The organism is Cellulomonas sp. RIT-PI-Y, from assembly GCF_025642745.1.
In the GTDB taxonomy this organism is placed as follows: Bacteria; Actinomycetota; Actinomycetes; order Actinomycetales; family Cellulomonadaceae; genus Cellulomonas.
Map to the genome: position 1 here is coordinate 16,116 of NZ_JANZKP010000008.1, position 15,707 is coordinate 31,822.

Below are 15,707 nucleotides of genomic sequence, written 5' to 3' on the forward strand. Positions count from 1 at the left end.
GCGGTACACCATGGCCGTGTCCCCTGAAGCAGCAGTCGCCGACGCCCCCGCCATCCCCCGCCGCCGGGTCGCGGCCTGGGCCGCCTGGGACTGGGGGTCCGCGGCGTTCAACGCGGTGGTGACCACCTTCGTCTTCACCCGCTGGCTGACCAGCGACGCCTTCGCCGCACCGGGACTGTCCGGGGACGCGCTGGACCGTGAGCTGGCCCGGCACTCGTCCTGGCTGGGCTGGGGGCTGACCGCGGCCGGCGTCCTGGTCGCGGTGCTGGCCCCCGCGCTGGGCCGCCGGGCGGACGGCACCGGACACCGGCGGCGGGCGCTCGCCTGGCACACCGGCCTGACCGTGCTGGCCTGCGCGGCGATGGCGCTGATCGTGCCGGACCCCGACGCCCTGACCGCGAACCTGCTGGCCGGGATCGCCCTGCTCGCGGTGGGCACCGTGACCTTCGAGCTGGCGTCGGTGCACTACAACGCGCTGCTGTCCACCGTGTCCACCCCGGCGACGGTCGGCCGGGTCAGCGGCCTGGGCTGGGGCGCGGGGTACCTGGGCGGGATCGTGCTGCTGGCGGTGCTGCTGGTCGGGTTCGTGCAGCCGGAGGTCGGCTGGTTCGGGGTGACCGCGGAGGGCGGCGCGAACATCCGGGCGGCCGTGCTGGCGTCGGCGGTCTGGTTCGGCGTGTTCGCGGTGCCGGTCCTGATCGCGGTGCCGGAGCCCGGCGTGGTGGCCGGGGCGCCGAGGGTCGGGCTGATCGAGAGCTACCGCCGGGTGGCCGGGGATCTGCGCGCGCTGTGGCGGGAGGCGGGCGGCCTGCGCGGGACGGTCGGCTTCCTGCTGGCGAGCGCGGTGTACCGGGACGGGCTGACCGGCGTGTTCACCTTCGGCGCGGTGATCGCCTCCGGGACGTTCGGGTTCAGCGCCTCCGGGGTGCTGGTCTTCGCGGTGGCGGCGAACGTGGTGGCGGGGGTCGCGACGCTGGCCTGCGGGCGGTGGGACGACGTGCTGGGCTCGCGCCGGATCGTGCTGGCCGCCCTGGTCGGCCTGGTGCTCACCGGGATCGCGACCTTCGCGCTGGCGGACGTCGGCCAGTCGGCGTTCTGGGTGTGCGGCCTGCTGCTCTGCCTGTTCGTCGGACCGGCGCAGTCCGCGAGCCGGAGCCTGCTGCTGCGGGTCACCCCGGCGGGGCGGGAGAGCGCGATGTTCGGGTTGTACGCCACCACCGGGCGGGCGGCGAGCTTCCTGTCCCCGCTGGCGTTCTCGGTGGCGGTGGGTGTGTCCGGCAGTCAGCGGTGGGGCATCCTGGGCATCGTGCTGGTGATCGCGATCGGGTGCGGGCTGCTGCTCGCGGTGCGTCCCCGGGCCGCCGCGTGAGCCTGGAGTGGCGGCCGGACCCGCTCGGCGACGGGTGGCAGCAGGCCACCCTGCCCGTCTCGGTCCGCGATCCGGAGCTGGTGGCCACCCTGGTCCGGCACGGTGCGCAGGACGCCGGGGCGGCGATGCTGCACGTGCACGGCTTCAACGACTACTTCTTCCAGACCCACCTGGCCCGGGCCGCGGCCGACACGGGGCTGGCGTTCTACGCGCTGGACCTGCGGCGCTGCGGCCGGTCCTGGCGTCCGGGCCAGCTGGCGCACGTGGTGGACGACCTGGCCGAGTACCGGGTGGACCTGGCCCTGGCGACCCGGTGGCTGCGCTCGCTGGGCCACGACCGCGTGGTGCTGCACGGGCACTCCACCGGCGGGTTGACCGCCGCCTTGTGGTCGGCCAGCCCCGCGGGACGGGAGGCGGTGGACGCGCTGGTGCTGGACAGCCCGTGGTTCGACCTGAACGCCCGCTGGTTCCAGCGGGTGGTCTCGACCTGGGTGCTGGACACCCTGGGGCCGCTGGACCGGGACCGGGTGATCGCGGACGGCCCGTCGGCGTACTCGTACCACCTGCATCGTGACCACGGCGGTCGCTGGGACTACGACCTGGGCCTCAAGCCGCCGGACGGGTTCCCGGTCCGCGCGGGCTGGCTGCGGGCGGTCCGGCGTGGCCAGGCACGACTCGCCCGCGGACTCGGGATCGACGCGCCGGTGCTGGTCGCCACCGCGGCGGAGTCCGGCCCGAACCGGTTGGACAACCCGCTGCTGGACGCGCAGGACACCGTGCTGGACGTGCGCCAGATCTGGGCGCGCAGCCCCCGGCTCGGGCCCGACGTGACCGAGCTCCGCGTCCCCGGCGGGATCCACGACCTGACCCTGTCCGCGGACGCCCCGCGCGAGCTCTACCTGACCCGGATGTTCGGCTGGGTGCGGCAGAACCTGGCCGAGCGGGCCGCCTGACCTGCGCGATGTCCCCGGTGTGGGCGGCGTCCGGCATCCTGGCCCCGTGTCCGTGTCATCCGGGGGACCGCTGTCCCGCCGTCACCGGCCGGAGGGTCCGCTCGACCTCCGGCTGACGCTGCTCGCCCTGCGCCGTGGCGGCGGCGACCCGGCGTTCCAGCGCACCGCCGACGGCGCGATCTGGCGCACCGTGCGCACCACGGACGGCCCGGCCACCCTGCGACTGACCGCGGTCCCGGACGAGGTCACCGGCACCGCCTGGGGCCCCGGCGCCGCCCGGGTGCTGGACACCCTGCCCGACCTGCTCGGCCGGCACGACGACCCGCGCACCTTCGACCCGGCCGGTCACCTGGGCCTGCACCGTGCCGCGCGGAGCATGCCGGGCCTGCGGATGACCCGCAGCCTGGACCTGTTCGGTGCGTTGGTGCCCGCCGTCCTGGAGCAGCGCGTGGTCTCCGTCGACGCCCACTCCGCCTGGCGGTTCCTCGTCCGGCGGCACGGGACGATCGCGCCCGGACCGGCGCCGGAGGGGATGCGGGTGCCGCCGGACGCCGCGGGCTGGCGGGAGGTCCCGGTCTGGGACTGGCGGCGTGCCGGGGTGGACGGCGCCCGGACCGGTGCGATCCGCCGGGTCGCCTCGGTGGCGGCCCGGCTGGAGCAGGCGGTGGACCTGGGGTCGACCGCGGAGCTGACCCGCCGGATGTGCGTGGTCCCGGGGATCGGGGTCTGGACCGCCGCGGAGGTCGCCCGCCGGGTGCTCGGCGACCCGGACGCGGTGTCGGTCGGAGACCTGCACCTGCCACGACTCGTCGGCGCGGCGGTCGGTCGCCGGGTCGAGCAGGACGAGGTGCTGGCCGCCCTGTCGCCGTGGGCGCCGCACCGGGGCCGGGTGGTCCGGCTGCTGGAGCTGGTCGAGCACCGGACGGGCGGCCGCGACCGGCCCCGGCCCCGACGGGCGGCGCGGTTCGGCTGATCGGGCGCACGCATGGGGCTGATCGGGCACGCGCATGGACCGGGAATGCCGCCGCAGGTCCGCACGCTGCACAATGGATCGGTCAGTCCCGAGCAGAGGAATCCCACCGTGAACCAGCCCCGCATGAACGTCGAGTCGTTCAACCTGGACCACCGCACCGTCGTCGCGCCGTACATCCGGCTCGCGGACAAGAAGGTGCTGCCGGCCGGTGACGTGATCAGCAAGTTCGACGTGCGCTTCGCGCAGCCGAACCAGGCCCACCTGGAGATGCCGGTGGTGCACTCCCTGGAGCACATGTTCGCCGAGCACTCCCGCAACCACTCCGACCGGGTGATCGACTTCTCCCCGATGGGCTGCCAGACCGGGTTCTACCTGATCCTGCAGGGCGAGTGGGCCCAGGAGGAGGTCGAGGAGCTGGTCGCGTCGACCCTCCAGGACATCACCACCGCCACCGAGGTCCCCGCCGCCAACGAGGTCCAGTGCGGCTGGGGCGCGAACCACACCCTGACCGGCGCGCAGGAGGCGGCGACGACCTTCCTCGCCCACCGCGGCGAGTGGAGCCAGGTCACCGCATGAGCCTGACCCATGTGCGCGCCGTAGTCGCGGTCGCGATGCCGGACGAGGCCGCCCCGTTCCTGGAACGGGCGGACCACATCGCCGAGCCGGTCACCGTCGGCGGTGCCGAGCACCACGAGATCGAGCTCGGCGGCGTGCCGGTGCTGCTGGTGCGCGGCGGGATCGGCCTGGCGAACGCCGCCTCGGCCGCCTCCGCCGCCCTGGTGCTGGTGAACGCGGCCGGGAACCAGGACGCCGTGCTGCTCTCCGCCGGGACCGCCGGCGGAGTGCAGGCCGGGGTGCACGTCGGCGAGGTCGTGATCGGCACCGAGCACCTGTTCACCGGGGCGGACGCCCGGGCGTTCGGCTACGCGCTCGGCCAGGTGCCGGGCATGCCCGCGGTCTACACCGGGGACCCGGAGCTGCGCCGCGCCGCCCTGGCCGCCGAGGTCGGCGACCTGACCCTGCGGACCGGGCTGATGCTCTCCGGGGACCAGTTCGTGGACGCGTCGCTGGTCGGACCGGTGCGGGAGCAGTTCCCGTCCGGGCTGTCCACCGACATGGAGACCACCGCCCTGGCGCAGGTCGCGCACGTCTACGGCGTGCCCTTCCTGGCGGTGCGCGGGATCTCCGACCTGTGCGGCCCCGCGGGCGCGGACGACTTCCTCACCCACGTCGACGACGCCGCGGACCGTTCCGCGACCGTGGTCGCCGGGCTGCTCGCGCGCCTCGCGGAGCGGAGCCCGGTCGCGGGCTGACCCCCGTCGGCGACCGCCCCGGAACCCCGATCGGGAGTTCGGGGCGGTCGCCTCCGGTCACTCCTCGCTGGAGCCCAGGTCCGGCCCGGCCACGAAAGCGACCCGCGGTGCCGCCGTCCCGTGCAGCTCCACCAGCACGATCTCGTTCCCCTCGGCCCGCAGCAGCGGCCCGGGCACGTACATCGTCCCGGTCGGGGAGGCGGACCAGTACCGTCCGAGCAGGAACCCGTTCACCCAGACCAGCCCCTTCCCCCACCCGTCGGTGCGCAGGAAGTGATCCGCCCCGGCGACGGTGTCGAAGACGCCCCGGACCAGGACCGGCCCGGCGAGGGGCGCGTCCGGGACCGGAGCGAGGCCGCCCAGCAGCTCGGGGCTCAACGAGTCCAGCCGCAACGACACCGTCAGCCAGTCGGTCAGCTCCCGGACCGCGGTGCGCGCTCCGCCGATCAGCCCCTTGGGCTCCCCGATCCGGGGTCCGTAGTTGACCCGGCCCTGGTCCTCGACCAGGACGGTGAGCTCCCCCGCCCGGCGGGGCAGTGGCAGCGTGCGGTCGTGCGCGGTCCGGGACAGCACCCCGACCGGTTCCCCGTCCAGCAGCACCAGCGCGCGGTCGCGGACCTCGCCCACGGTGAGGACGGCGTCCTCGGCGGTGATCGTGGTGCGGTAGGCGATCAGGCCGTCCCACTGCTCGGCGTCGTCCATGGTCGGCAGCCGGTCCCAGACCCGCTGCTCCCCCAACGACCCGGCGTCCAGTGCGTCCAGCAGGGACTGTGCGGTGTCCAGTCGCACCACCAGCTCGGGGGCGGCGGGTGCGGGCTCCGGCAGTTCGTCCGGCACCGGTGCGTACCGGGCGATCACCTCCCGCATCGCGTGGTACTTGGCGGTCGGCGCACCGTGCTCGGCCAGCGGGGCGTCGTAGTCGTAGCTGGTGGTGATCGGCAGGTAGGTGCCCTTGTCGTTGGCACCGTTGGTGAAGCCGAAGTTCGTGCCGCCGTGGAACATGTAGAGGTTCACCGACGCGCCCTGGGCCAACAGGTCGTCCAGGTCCTGCGCGTTGGTCTCCGGCGGCGCGACGTGGTGGTGCTGGCCCCAGGAGTCGAACCAGCCGTTCCAGAACTCCATGCACATCAGCGGGCCGGTCGGCTGGTGGCGCCGGAGCAGCGCGAGCCGCTCGGTCGCCCGGGAGCCGAAGGTGATGGTGCGGTGCAGCTCCGGGAGCGACCCGCGCTGCTGCATGACGTCGTCGGCCTGGTCGCAGCTGAGCAGCGGCACCGTGATCCCGTGGCCCTGGACCAGCTTGATCAGCGCGCGCAGGTACTCGGCGTCCTCGCCGTAGGCGCCGTACTCGTTCTCCACCTGGACCGCGATCACCGGACCGCCGCGGGTGATCTGCCGGCCGGCGACCAACGGCAGATGCTGGTCGTAGTACTCCGCGATGGCGGTCAGGTAGCGCGGCTCGTGCCGCCGGACCCCGACCTCCGGGTCCGCCAGCAGCCAGCCGGGCAGCCCGCCGCCGGTCCACTCCGCGCAGATGTACGGGCCCGGCCGGACGATGGCGTACAGCCCCTCGGCGGCGACCAGGTCGAGGAACCGGCCCAGGTCGCGCTGCCCGGTCAGGTCGAACTCCCCCGGCCGCGGCGCGTGGAAGTTCCAGGCGACGTAGGTCTCGATCGTGTTCAGGCCCATCAACCGGGCCTTCCGGATCCGGTCCGCCCACTGGTCGGGGTGGATCCGGAAGTAGTGCAGCGCACCGGAGATGACCTGGAACGGCTCGCCGTCCAGCAGGAAGTCCCGCTCGCCGATCTCGAACCTGCTGCCCATCGGTGTCTCGCTCCTCGGTGTGGCTGGGGTGGGGCCGGCCGCCGTTCCCCGGGCGGCCGGCCCCCTGGGCGTCAGCGGTCAGTCGACCGTGAAGCCCTGCTCGTTGCCGTAGTCGATGGTCTTCTGCTGCCAGTCGGCCAGCCCCTCGCTCAGCGTGGTGCCGGAGACGTAGGCCTGACCGACGGTGTCGTTGAAGATGCTGTTCGCGTACACCTGGTACGGCAGGTACTGCCAGCCCTCGACCACGTCCGCGGCCGACTGGGACAGCACCTCGTTGATCTTCTGGCCGCCGAAGTAGTCGAACTCCTTGTTCAGGAACTCGTCGGACTGCAGGTCGGCGGTGGTGGCCGGGAAGCCGCCCATCTCGATCCGGGTGGCCACGCCGTCGCCGACCGTGGCGTAGTGCAGGAAGTCGTAGGCGAGTTCCTTGTTCGCCGACGCCTCGGTCACCGACAGGCCGGAGCCGCCGTTCTCGGCGGTGGCCGAGTCCCCGGCCTCCCACTGCGGCATCGGGGCCACCCGCCACTGCCCGGAGGCCTGCGCCACGCCGGACTCCAGGTTGCCGGGCATCCAGGCGCCGATGGTCAGGGTGGCGATCGTGCCGTTGCCCAGGCCCTGGTACCACTCGTCGGACCAGGAGCTGATCGGGGCGAGCAGGTCGTCGTCGATCAGCTGCTGCCACAGGTCGGCGAACTTCTGCGAGCCGTCGTCGCTGAAGTCCACCGTGACGTCGGTGTCGTCCACGGTGTACGGCTGACCGCCGGCCTGCCAGATCATGCTGGTGGTGAAGCCCGCGTCGCCGGTGTCGTTGGTGATGTAGACGTTCGGGTCGGCCGCGTGCAGGGCCTGCGCGGCCGCGACGTACTCGTCCCAGGTGGTCGGGATCTCGATGCCGTACTTCTCGAACACCGTGGTGTTGTAGAACAGCGCCATCGGCCCGGAGTCGGCCGGCAGACCGTAGATCCCGCCGCCGGACTGCACCGCGTTCCACGGGCCGGGGCTGAAGGTGCCGTCCAGGTCGGAGGCGCCCAGGTCGGACAGGTCGGCGAGCGCGCCGCCGAGCGCGAACTGCGGCAGCGCGTAGTACTCGATCTGCGCGATGTCCGGCACTCCGGATCCCGCGGCGACCGCGTTCTGCAGCGCGGTGTACTGGTCGTTGCCGGTCCCGGCGTTCACCACGTCGATCGTGACGTCCGGGTTCTCCGCCATGTACTGCTCGGCGATCGGCTCGACCGTGTTGTCCCAGGCCCAGACGGTCAGCGAGCCGCCGTCGGCCGAGTCGCTGGAGTCGCCGCCGGAGTCGGAGCCGCCGGAGCAGGCGGTGAGGCCGAGCGCGAGCGCGCCGACCACGGCGGCGCTGCGCCAGAGAGTGGAAAGGGTCATGACAGGGGTCCTCTCACATCGTTGTCAGAAAGGGGGCAGTGCGGGTGGGGTGTCATTCCTTGACGGACCCGGCCGCCAGGCCGGACTGCCAGTACCGCTGCAGCAGCAGGAAGGCGGCGATCAGCGGCAGGATCGTGAGCAGCGCACCGGTGATCACCAGGTTGAAGATCGCCTGGCCACCGGCGGTGGTGGCCTGCGCGTTCCACGCGTTCAGGCCGAGGGTGAGCGGATACCAGTCCGGGTCCTTGAGCATGATCAGCGGCAGGAAGTAGTTGTTCCAGGTCGCGACCATGGTGAACAGCAGCACCGTGACGATGCCGGGGCCGAGCAGCGGCAGGCTGATCTGGCCGAAGGTCCGGGCCTCGCTGGCGCCGTCGACCCGAGCGGCCTCCATCAGCTCGGTCGGGATCGCCTCTGCCGCGAAGGTCCACATCAGGTACAGCCCGAACGGGGAGATCAGCGAGGGGATGATCACCGACCACGGGGTGTTGGTGATCCCCATCTTGCTGAACATCAGGAAGGTCGGGACCGCCAGAGCGGTGCCGGGCACGGCGACCGCGCCGATCACGGTCGCGAACACCGCCTTCTTGCCCGGGAACCGGAACTTGGCCAGTCCGTAGCCGCCCAGCACGGCGAGCAGGGTGGCTCCCCCGGCGCCGACCACCACGTACAGGATCGTGTTGAGCAGCCAGCGGACGAAGATGCCGCCGGAGTAGGTGAGCGTGTCCGCGATGTTGCTGAACAGCGCGAAGTCGCCGCTGAACCACAGGCCGAACGAGTCGAAGAGCGCGTTCTGGGACTTGGTCGCGTTGATCAGCAGCCACGCCAGCGGGACCAGGCTGTAGAGCAGCACGATCGCGGTGAGCACGGTCAGCAGCGGGCTGCGCCGGGCGCGAGGCTTGTCCGGGCGGAGCTTGGGGGTGCGCAGGGCGGTGGCGCTCATCGTCACGCTTCCTTCCGCATGCCGCGGAGCTGGACGACGTAGGCGATGACCATCGTGAGCAGGCCCATGATGATCGCCACGGTCGCCGAGTAGTTGTACTGCTGGCCGGAGAAGCCCAGCGAGTAGGCGTAGAGGTTCGGGGTGAAGGAGGTCGTGATCGCGTTGGGCGCCAGCGACTGCAGGATGCTCGGCTCGTTGAACAGCTGGAACGACCCGATGATCGAGAAGATGGTCGCGATCACCAGCGCGCCGCGGATCGCCGGGAGCTTGATCGCGGAGATGATCCGCCACTGCCCGGCGCCGTCGATCTCCGCCGCCTCGTACAGGCTGTGCGGGATGACCCGGAGCGCCGAGTAGAAGATCAGCATGTTGTAGCCGACGAACTCCCAGGTCACGATGTTGCCGATCGAGGCCAGCACCAGGTCCGGTGACAGCGGGTTCGGCAGGCTGATCCCGAACGCGTCGTTGATGTTCCCGATCAGGCCGAACCGGGTGCCGTACATGAAGCCCCACATCAGAGTGGCGACCACGGCGGGGACCGCGTAGGGCAGGAAGATCGAGATCCGGAAGAACCCGCTGCCGTACAACCGCCCGGAGTCGATGGCCAGGGCCACCAGCAGCGCGATGCCGAGCATGATCGGCACCTGCACCACGAGGAACAGGGACACCCGCCCGGCCGCCGACCAGAGCTGCGGGTCGCTGAGCGCCCGGCTGTAGTTCTCCAGTCCGACGAACGCGTTGCCGCCGACCAGCTGCTGCCGGAACAGGCTGAGGTAGATCGAATAGGCGATCGGCGCCAGGAAGACCAGCGCGAACACGATCATGAACGGCCCGACGAACCCCCAACCGGTCCAGCGTCGGGCCACGCCGCGACGCCGGGGGCCGGGACGTGTCGAGGCCGCCACGGCGGGGTCCGCCAGGGCGGATGGGACGGTCTGCGTCACGTGAGCCACTCCTTCGGGGCAGATGTTGACGTCAACATCCGGCGCGGCGTCACGCTGCCACAGCCCGCCGAACGGCGTCAACAGCACCGCCGGGATCCACAGGTCACGAAATGATGACGTCACCATTCGGTCGGGGACGCTCGGATGGTGACGTCACCACGGCTACCATCGCCCCATGTCCACCGCCGTGCCCGAGCCGAGCGCCTCCCCGCGCCCGAAGCCCTCCATCGCCGACGTCGCCCGGGTGGCAGGGGTCTCGGCGCAGACCGTCTCCCGGGTCTCCACCGGGGCGGACAACGTCCGCCCCGCCACCCGCGACCGGGTGCTCGCCGCGATGGACCAGCTCGGGTACTCGCCCAACCACGCCGCCCGGGCCCTGCGTTCCGGCAGCTTCGGCACCATCGGGATGATCGCGCACCGACTCGCCCGCACCGGCGAGTCCCGCACCGTCGAGGCCGTGGTCGAGGCCGCGCGCGCCGAGGGGTACACCGTCAGCCTGGTCGACGTGCAGTCCCCGTCCTCCGACGAGGTGACCGAGGCCGCCGCCCGGCTCTCGCACCAGTCCATCGACGGGCTGGTGATCATCCGCGCCGAGACCGCGACCCCCACCAACCTGGCCCTGCCCCCGCGGCTGCCGGTGGTGGTCTCGGACAGCCGGTTCGCCGGACACCACCCGGCGGTGGGCGCCGACCAGGTCACCGGCACCCACCTGGCCGTCCAGCACCTGCTCGACCTCGGGCACCGCACCGTGCACCACCTGGCCGGCCCGGTCAGCTCCGCCCCCGCCGAGATCCGCGTCGAGACCTGGCGCGAGCACCTGACCGGCGCCGGACGCCCGGTGCCCGCCCCCCTGCGCGGCGACTGGTCGGCCCGCTCCGGCTACGACCAGGGCCGGCGGATCGCGGAGTCCGCCCTGCGCGAGGGCATCACCGCCGTGTTCACCGCCAACGACGAGATGGCCGCCGGACTGATCCGTGCCCTGTCCGAGGCGGGCCTCCGGGTGCCGCAGGACGTCTCCGTGGTCGGGTTCGACGACATCCCGCTCGCCGAGTTCCTCTGGCCCCCGCTGACCACCGTCCAGCAGGACTTCCACCTGATCGGGCGGCAACTGATGGACCTGCTGCTGCGCCAGATCCGGGACCGGGAGGTGCTGGCCGACCAGCGGATCGTGGTGCCGACCCGGTTGATCGGACGGGGCAGCACCGCCGCACCGCGCGCGTCGGGGTCCTGACCTAGCGCCGCACGCTCTCCCGCTCGCCGTCGCGCTGGCTCGGCACCACCGCCATCGCGCCGACCGCACGGTGCACCGCCTCCGGGTCCCGGGTGACCAGCACCGGGCAGTGCCCGCGGTGCACCACCGCCCGGCTCACGGACCCCAGCACCAGACTCACGAACCCGCCGCGGCCCCGGGTGCCCACCACCACCAGCGCCGCGTCCGCCGACCGCCGGACCAGCACGTCCTTGGCTCGGCCCTCGACCAGCCGGACCACCGTCCGCAGCTCCGGCCGGGTCTGGCACCACCGGCGCGCCCGGTCCGCCACCTGTGCCGCCGCGAGCCGTGCACCGTCCGCCGTGGACGGGGCTCGCAGCCCGTGCGGGCGCGGCGTCGGCGCCTGCACGGTCGGAGTCCAGGCCACCAGCACCTGCAGTTCCACCCCGAGCGTCTCCGCCGCGGACCGGCCCTCCTCCACCGCCACGAACGACGCCGGCGACCCGTCGAACCCCACCACCACGGGTGCGCGGGTCGACCCCGTCGTCTCCGGCACCACCGCGACCGCCGTCGGCGCGTTCTGCAGCACCCCCGACGTCACCGACCCGATCAGCGGCCCGCCGCTGCGTCCGGCGCCGTGCCGCCCCAGCACGACCAGCGGTGCGTGGATCCCGCGCGCGGCCAGCACCGCCACCGGCGACCCGTGCTCCAGCACCGGCCGCACCTCGACCCCGGGGGCCGCCTCCGCCGCGAGCCGGGCACCCTCCGCGGGCACCTGCCGGACCTGCTCCAGCACCGTGTCCCCGAGCCAGGTCTCCCCCGCACCGCCGTTCGGCCGGCCCGCGAGCCCCCAGGCATGCACCACGTCCAGCGGCCGGCCCTGGACCCGGGCCCGTTCCGCCGCCCACCGCACCGCCGCCACCGCCTGCGGCGACCCGTCGTACCCGACCACGATCGCGCTGCGCATCACGTCCTCCTCGACGTCGCCGTAGTCCAGACTGCGCCGGGATCGCGGCGACACGCCAGGGCCTTGGGTCCCGGGTCAACGCCCGGTCGTCGAGAAGTGCTGCAGATCCACCGGGGAGCTCCAGGCGCCGCCCCACCGCCAGCCCTGCGCCGCGAACGCCGCCACCTGCGCATCCTGCACGACCCCCGGTTCCTGGGGGCGGTCCGCGTAGGGTGCTCCCTCCGGCGGCAGCACCACCGTGCCGCGCAGGTACGGGTTCTCCCGCGGGTTCAGGTCGACCGCCCGCCCATAGGCGTGCTCCGACCACCCCGTGCCGCCCGCCACCGGACGGCAGTTGAACGCGGAGGTGTTGTCCGCCGCCATCGACGCGTCGTCGCTGCCGCCGAACTCGTCCACCAGCCGCATCGAACGGATCGGGAAGCCCTGGTCGTACAGCGCCGCGAACACCGCGACCGCGCTGTCGGCGACCTCGGCGTGCAGGACCAGCTCCCCGGTCGCCTCCGTGCCCTCGAACGTCCAGTGCGTCACGGTCACGGACCGCAGGTCGGACACCGGCACCGGGCAGCCCGGCCGCCAGGAGCTGGTCAGCCGCGCCGCGTCGACCGGTGCCACACTCGACCGGAACCCCGTGATCACCGGCTCCCCCTCCACCGCGTGCAGATCCGGCCAGACCAGGTCGACACTCGTGGTCACCGGAGCCGCGGTCACCAGGGGCGCGGTCACGTGGGCCTCGCCCGACGTGCCGGTGACATCCGGTGACGGGGCCGGGGAAGGCGCCGGGACGGCCGGACCGCACGCCGCCAGCACCCAGCCGGCGGCGACCACCCCGGCCACCCCGATCCCGCGTCCTCGCCCCCGACCGCGCATGCCGCCACGCTAGGCCCCGCGCAGGACGCCCGCCCGGCACCGGCCTATCGTGGGTGGCTCCCGTCCGGTCCCGACCGCCGATCGAGAGGACCCGTGTGTGCGCCGTACGGCCCTGATCCTCGGAGCTGTCGCCCTCGCCGCCGTCGTCGCCGTCCTGCTGGTGCTCGTCCTGCGCGATCCCACGCGCCCCGAGCCCGCGCCCGGCCCCAGCCCGTCCGCGACCGCCCCCGCCGACCTCACCACCGTGCTGTCCACCGGATTCGACGATCCCGAGGAGGGCGTCGCCGGGTGGGAGCCGCTCGGCGACGGCGTCGAGGTCGCACGCTCCGAGGACGTCCCGCACGCCGGCTCCGGATCGCTCCTGGTCACCGGACGCACCGAACCGTGGCACGGCGCCCAGGTGGACGTCACCGGCATGATCTCCCCCGGCGTCGAGCACACCGTCAGCGCCTGGGCCCGGCTCGGTCAGGGCGGCGGCGAGGACACCGGGGCCGACCGCTCCGGCGAGGTCCGGCTCACCCTGCAACGCACCGGCGACGACGAGCAGTTCTGGCACCTCGCCACCGCCCGGGTCACCGCCGACGGGTGGACCGCGCTCACCGGCACCGTCGACCTGCCCGCCGACACCGCCGACGGCGAGTGGCGGCTCTACCTGGAGAGCACCGGCACCCTCGCCGACCTCCGGCTCGACGACGTGCAGGTCGCGCGCCCCACCCCGCCGGTCCAGACCGACATCGCCTCGCTCGCCGACGCCACCGACATCCCGATCGGCACCGCCGTGGCCGAGCAGGACCTCACCGGTCGCCCCGCGGAACTCCTGCTGCGGCACTTCGACCAGCTCACCGCCGAGAACGCGATGAAGCCCGCCGTCGTCCAGCCCGCCGAGGGCGAGTTCGACTTCGCCCCGATGGACGCGATCCTCGACTTCGCGGTCGCGCACGGGCTCACCGTGCACGGCCACACCCTGGTCTGGCACAAGTCGACCCCCGAGTGGTTCTTCACCGCGCCCGACGGGCGCCCGCTCACCGACTCCCCCGCCGACCAGCAGCTGCTCCGCGACCGGATGCGCACCCACATGCAGGCCATCGCCGACCACCTCGCCGAGCGGTACGGCACCGACCAGCCGGTCAGCTCCTGGGACGTGGTGAACGAGCCCCTCGACCCCACCTCGTCCGACGGCCTGCGGCACTCGCCGTGGTACGACGTCCTCGGTCCCGACTACATCGCTCAGGCCTTCACTACCGCCCGCGAGGTCTTCGGCCCGGACATCACCCTGTACCTCAACGACTACGACACCGACGCCCCCGACCGCCGACGCGGACTCGTCTCCCTGCTGACCTCGCTGCAGTCCGCCGGGGTCCCGATCGACGCGGTCGGCCACCAGATGCACCTCCGGCTGGGCTCGTCGGTCGAGCGCGTCGCCGCCACTCTGGACGCCGTGGCCGCCCTGGGCCTGCGCCAGGCCGTCACCGAGCTCGACGTAGCCCTGACCGCGTCCGACCAGCACCTGGACTCGGTCTCCACGGACCAGCTCACCGAACAGGGCGATCTGGTCCGGCAGCTGGTCGAGGTCTTCGTGGCCCACGACCCGGAGTTCCTCAGCGTGTGGGGACTGTACGACACCCGGTCCTGGCTGCGGTCCTGGCCGCGGGAACGTCCGCTGGAGTCGCCGCTGCTGTTCGACGACGACCTCCAGGCGAAGCCGGCGTACCAGGGATTCCTCGCCGGGCTCACCGCGGGTTAGCGGCGCACCGACGCCGTCACGGTGAACTTGCTGTTGCGGGCGATCTGCCGGGTCGGCCCGACGATGCCCTGCAACCGCGGCCGGTAGCCCAGCCCGGAGTTCCACACGCTCCACAGCTCGCCACCGGGCCGCAGCACCCGCGCCGCCGCCGCGAACAGCTCCGGCGCCACCCGGTCCTCCACCGCCGCCCCGACGTGGAACGGCGGGTTCAGCACCACCAGATCCACGGACGCCTCCTCGATCCCGGCGGTGCCGAGGGCCCGCCGCACGCGCACCCGGTCGTCCAGCCCGTTCGCCGCGACCGTCGCCCACGCCGACTCCACCGCCGCCCACGACTCGTCCGTGGCCAGCACGGACAGCTCCGGTCGGCGGGACGCCAGCGTGGCGGCCAGGATGCCGGTGCCGCAGCCCAGGTCCACCGCGGTCCGCGCCTCCGGCAGGGCGGCGTCCAGGTGCTCGACCAGGAACCGGGTCCCGATGTCGACCTTGGTCCCCGCGAACGCCGCGCCGTGCGCGCACACCGTCAGCCCCAGCTCCGGGTGCGTCACCCGCCGCGGCCACTCCGGCCCCGGGGCCGGGACGCCCCGCACCCCGCTCGCGTGCAGCACCCGGGACTTCTGCCGGCCCCGGCTCGCGCGGACCTCGGTGAAGGACCGACCCAGGACCTCGTTCATCGCCCGGGTCAGGTGCTTCTCCCGGCCGCCGGCGACCACCGCGACCTCGGGCGAGGCGTGCCGCGCGATCAGGGCGGCGATCTCGTCCAGCGCGTCCAGGGACCGCGGCAGCCGCAGCAGGACCGCCCTCGCCCCCGTCATCAGCTCCGCGTCGAGACCCCGCACCCGGAATCGACCCGGCACCGTGTCCTCCGGGTCCGCCGGACCGGCGCCGTCCAGTCGGGCCGCGTTGGCGAGCAGCGCCGACTCCCCGGTCAACCGGTCGGTGTGCACCCGCACGTCCCGCAGGCCGTGCCGTCGCACCGCGCCCAGCGTCAGCGCCCCGTAGCGGTCACCGACGACCGCCACCGAGCCCGGCGCCGTACCGGACAGCAGCGGTCCGGCCTCGTCCAGGATCAGCCGGTCGGCGGCGTCCACCGCCACCAGGTCCGGCGACGCGATCTCCGGCTCGCAGCGCAGGGCGGCGAACAGGTCCTCGGTCATCGGTCTCACTCTCGGACGGCGGCAGCTGACCCGTCATTATCGCAGCGGCCGGGGTCGGAGCCG

At 73.4% G+C, this 15,707-nt stretch carries 14 protein-coding genes; 7 read left to right on the top strand and 7 right to left on the bottom strand.

Going from position 1 to position 15,707, the window contains the following annotated elements:
• Positions 1–10 precede the first annotated feature (10 nt).
• The 5 genes from OGL89_RS04495 to mtnN all read left to right on the top strand — a co-directional run bounded on the left by OGL89_RS04495 (position 11) and on the right by mtnN (position 4,608).
• Positions 11–1,369: an MFS transporter gene (locus OGL89_RS04495; RefSeq protein ID WP_263118681.1), complete on the top strand. Its 1,359-nt coding sequence runs from the start codon at positions 11–13 to the stop codon at positions 1,367–1,369.
• Positions 1,366–2,322 (top strand): alpha/beta hydrolase, encoded by a 957-nt coding sequence (locus tag OGL89_RS04500; protein ID WP_263118682.1) that lies wholly within the window; start codon positions 1,366–1,368, stop codon positions 2,320–2,322. Before OGL89_RS04495 ends, OGL89_RS04500 begins: the two co-directional genes overlap by 4 nt.
• A 46-nt stretch (positions 2,323–2,368) precedes the next feature.
• Positions 2,369–3,295, top strand: coding sequence for a DNA-3-methyladenine glycosylase 2 family protein (locus OGL89_RS04505; protein ID WP_263118684.1), 927 nt, complete (start codon positions 2,369–2,371; stop codon positions 3,293–3,295).
• 123 nt (positions 3,296–3,418) lie between these two features.
• Entirely contained in the window at positions 3,419–3,871 is a 453-nt protein-coding gene (locus tag OGL89_RS04510; protein WP_263118744.1) for an S-ribosylhomocysteine lyase, read from the top strand.
• Positions 3,868–4,608 carry a 5'-methylthioadenosine/S-adenosylhomocysteine nucleosidase gene (gene mtnN / locus OGL89_RS04515; RefSeq protein WP_263118685.1) on the top strand — a complete coding sequence of 247 codons (741 nt, stop codon included), beginning with the start codon at positions 3,868–3,870 and terminating at the stop codon, positions 4,606–4,608. The genes OGL89_RS04510 and mtnN overlap by 4 nt, the downstream gene beginning before the upstream one ends.
• A gap of 57 nt (positions 4,609–4,665) precedes the next feature.
• Here the strand turns inward: mtnN and OGL89_RS04520 are convergent, their stop codons facing one another.
• The 4 genes from OGL89_RS04520 to OGL89_RS04535 form a co-directional block, all read right to left on the bottom strand.
• Complete coding sequence (locus tag OGL89_RS04520; protein ID WP_263118686.1) at positions 4,666–6,429, bottom strand: beta-galactosidase family protein; 1,764 nt, start codon at positions 6,427–6,429, stop codon at positions 4,666–4,668.
• 78 nt (positions 6,430–6,507) lie between these two features.
• Positions 6,508–7,812, bottom strand: coding sequence for a sugar ABC transporter substrate-binding protein (locus OGL89_RS04525; protein ID WP_263118687.1), 1,305 nt, complete (start codon positions 7,810–7,812; stop codon positions 6,508–6,510).
• A 52-nt stretch (positions 7,813–7,864) separates the two neighbouring features.
• The gene (locus OGL89_RS04530) at positions 7,865–8,755 is read right to left on the bottom strand and encodes a carbohydrate ABC transporter permease (RefSeq protein WP_263118688.1); all 891 of its coding nucleotides are present in this window, start codon (positions 8,753–8,755) and stop codon (positions 7,865–7,867) included.
• Positions 8,756–8,757: 2 nt separating this feature from the next.
• Positions 8,758–9,660: a sugar ABC transporter permease gene (locus OGL89_RS04535; RefSeq protein WP_263118745.1), complete on the bottom strand. Its 903-nt coding sequence runs from the start codon at positions 9,658–9,660 to the stop codon at positions 8,758–8,760.
• 214 nt (positions 9,661–9,874) lie between these two features.
• On the opposite strand from OGL89_RS04535, the gene OGL89_RS04540 reads away from it, so the two are divergent.
• Positions 9,875–10,930 carry a LacI family DNA-binding transcriptional regulator gene (locus OGL89_RS04540; RefSeq protein ID WP_263118689.1) on the top strand — a complete coding sequence of 352 codons (1,056 nt, stop codon included), beginning with the start codon at positions 9,875–9,877 and terminating at the stop codon, positions 10,928–10,930.
• Position 10,931: 1 nt separating this feature from the next.
• Here OGL89_RS04540 and OGL89_RS04545 read toward each other — a convergent pair whose 3' ends face one another.
• Positions 10,932–11,930: a universal stress protein gene (locus OGL89_RS04545; RefSeq protein ID WP_263118690.1), complete on the bottom strand. Its 999-nt coding sequence runs from the start codon at positions 11,928–11,930 to the stop codon at positions 10,932–10,934.
• 21 nt (positions 11,931–11,951) lie between these two features.
• The gene (locus OGL89_RS04550; RefSeq protein WP_263118691.1) at positions 11,952–12,743 is read right to left on the bottom strand and encodes a M15 family metallopeptidase; all 792 of its coding nucleotides are present in this window, start codon (positions 12,741–12,743) and stop codon (positions 11,952–11,954) included.
• A 97-nt stretch (positions 12,744–12,840) separates the two neighbouring features.
• On the opposite strand from OGL89_RS04550, the gene OGL89_RS04555 reads away from it, so the two are divergent.
• Positions 12,841–14,487 (top strand): endo-1,4-beta-xylanase, encoded by a 1,647-nt coding sequence (locus OGL89_RS04555; protein WP_263118692.1) that lies wholly within the window; start codon positions 12,841–12,843, stop codon positions 14,485–14,487.
• Here the strand turns inward: OGL89_RS04555 and OGL89_RS04560 are convergent.
• Positions 14,484–15,644 carry a class I SAM-dependent methyltransferase gene (locus OGL89_RS04560; protein ID WP_263118693.1) on the bottom strand — a complete coding sequence of 387 codons (1,161 nt, stop codon included), beginning with the start codon at positions 15,642–15,644 and terminating at the stop codon, positions 14,484–14,486. The two genes, OGL89_RS04555 and OGL89_RS04560, sit on opposite strands and share 4 nt — an antisense overlap.
• Between the last annotated feature and the right edge of the window lie 63 nt (positions 15,645–15,707).

Bases quoted from the DNA above. Each gene is read 5' to 3' on its own strand.
- OGL89_RS04550 (WP_263118691.1), bottom strand. From the start codon at position 12,743: ATGCGCGGTCGGGGGCGAGGACGCGGGATCGGGGTGGCCGGGGTGGTC.
- OGL89_RS04495 (WP_263118681.1), top strand. From the start codon at position 11: ATGGCCGTGTCCCCTGAAGCAGCAGTCGCCGACGCCCCCGCCATCCCC.
- OGL89_RS04510 (WP_263118744.1), top strand. From the start codon at position 3,419: ATGAACGTCGAGTCGTTCAACCTGGACCACCGCACCGTCGTCGCGCCG.
- OGL89_RS04520 (WP_263118686.1), bottom strand. From the start codon at position 6,429: ATGGGCAGCAGGTTCGAGATCGGCGAGCGGGACTTCCTGCTGGACGGC.
- OGL89_RS04530 (WP_263118688.1), bottom strand. From the start codon at position 8,755: ATGAGCGCCACCGCCCTGCGCACCCCCAAGCTCCGCCCGGACAAGCCT.
- OGL89_RS04525 (WP_263118687.1), bottom strand. From the start codon at position 7,812: ATGACCCTTTCCACTCTCTGGCGCAGCGCCGCCGTGGTCGGCGCGCTC.
- OGL89_RS04540 (WP_263118689.1), top strand. From the start codon at position 9,875: ATGTCCACCGCCGTGCCCGAGCCGAGCGCCTCCCCGCGCCCGAAGCCC.
- OGL89_RS04560 (WP_263118693.1), bottom strand. From the start codon at position 15,644: ATGACCGAGGACCTGTTCGCCGCCCTGCGCTGCGAGCCGGAGATCGCG.
- mtnN (WP_263118685.1), top strand. From the start codon at position 3,868: ATGAGCCTGACCCATGTGCGCGCCGTAGTCGCGGTCGCGATGCCGGAC.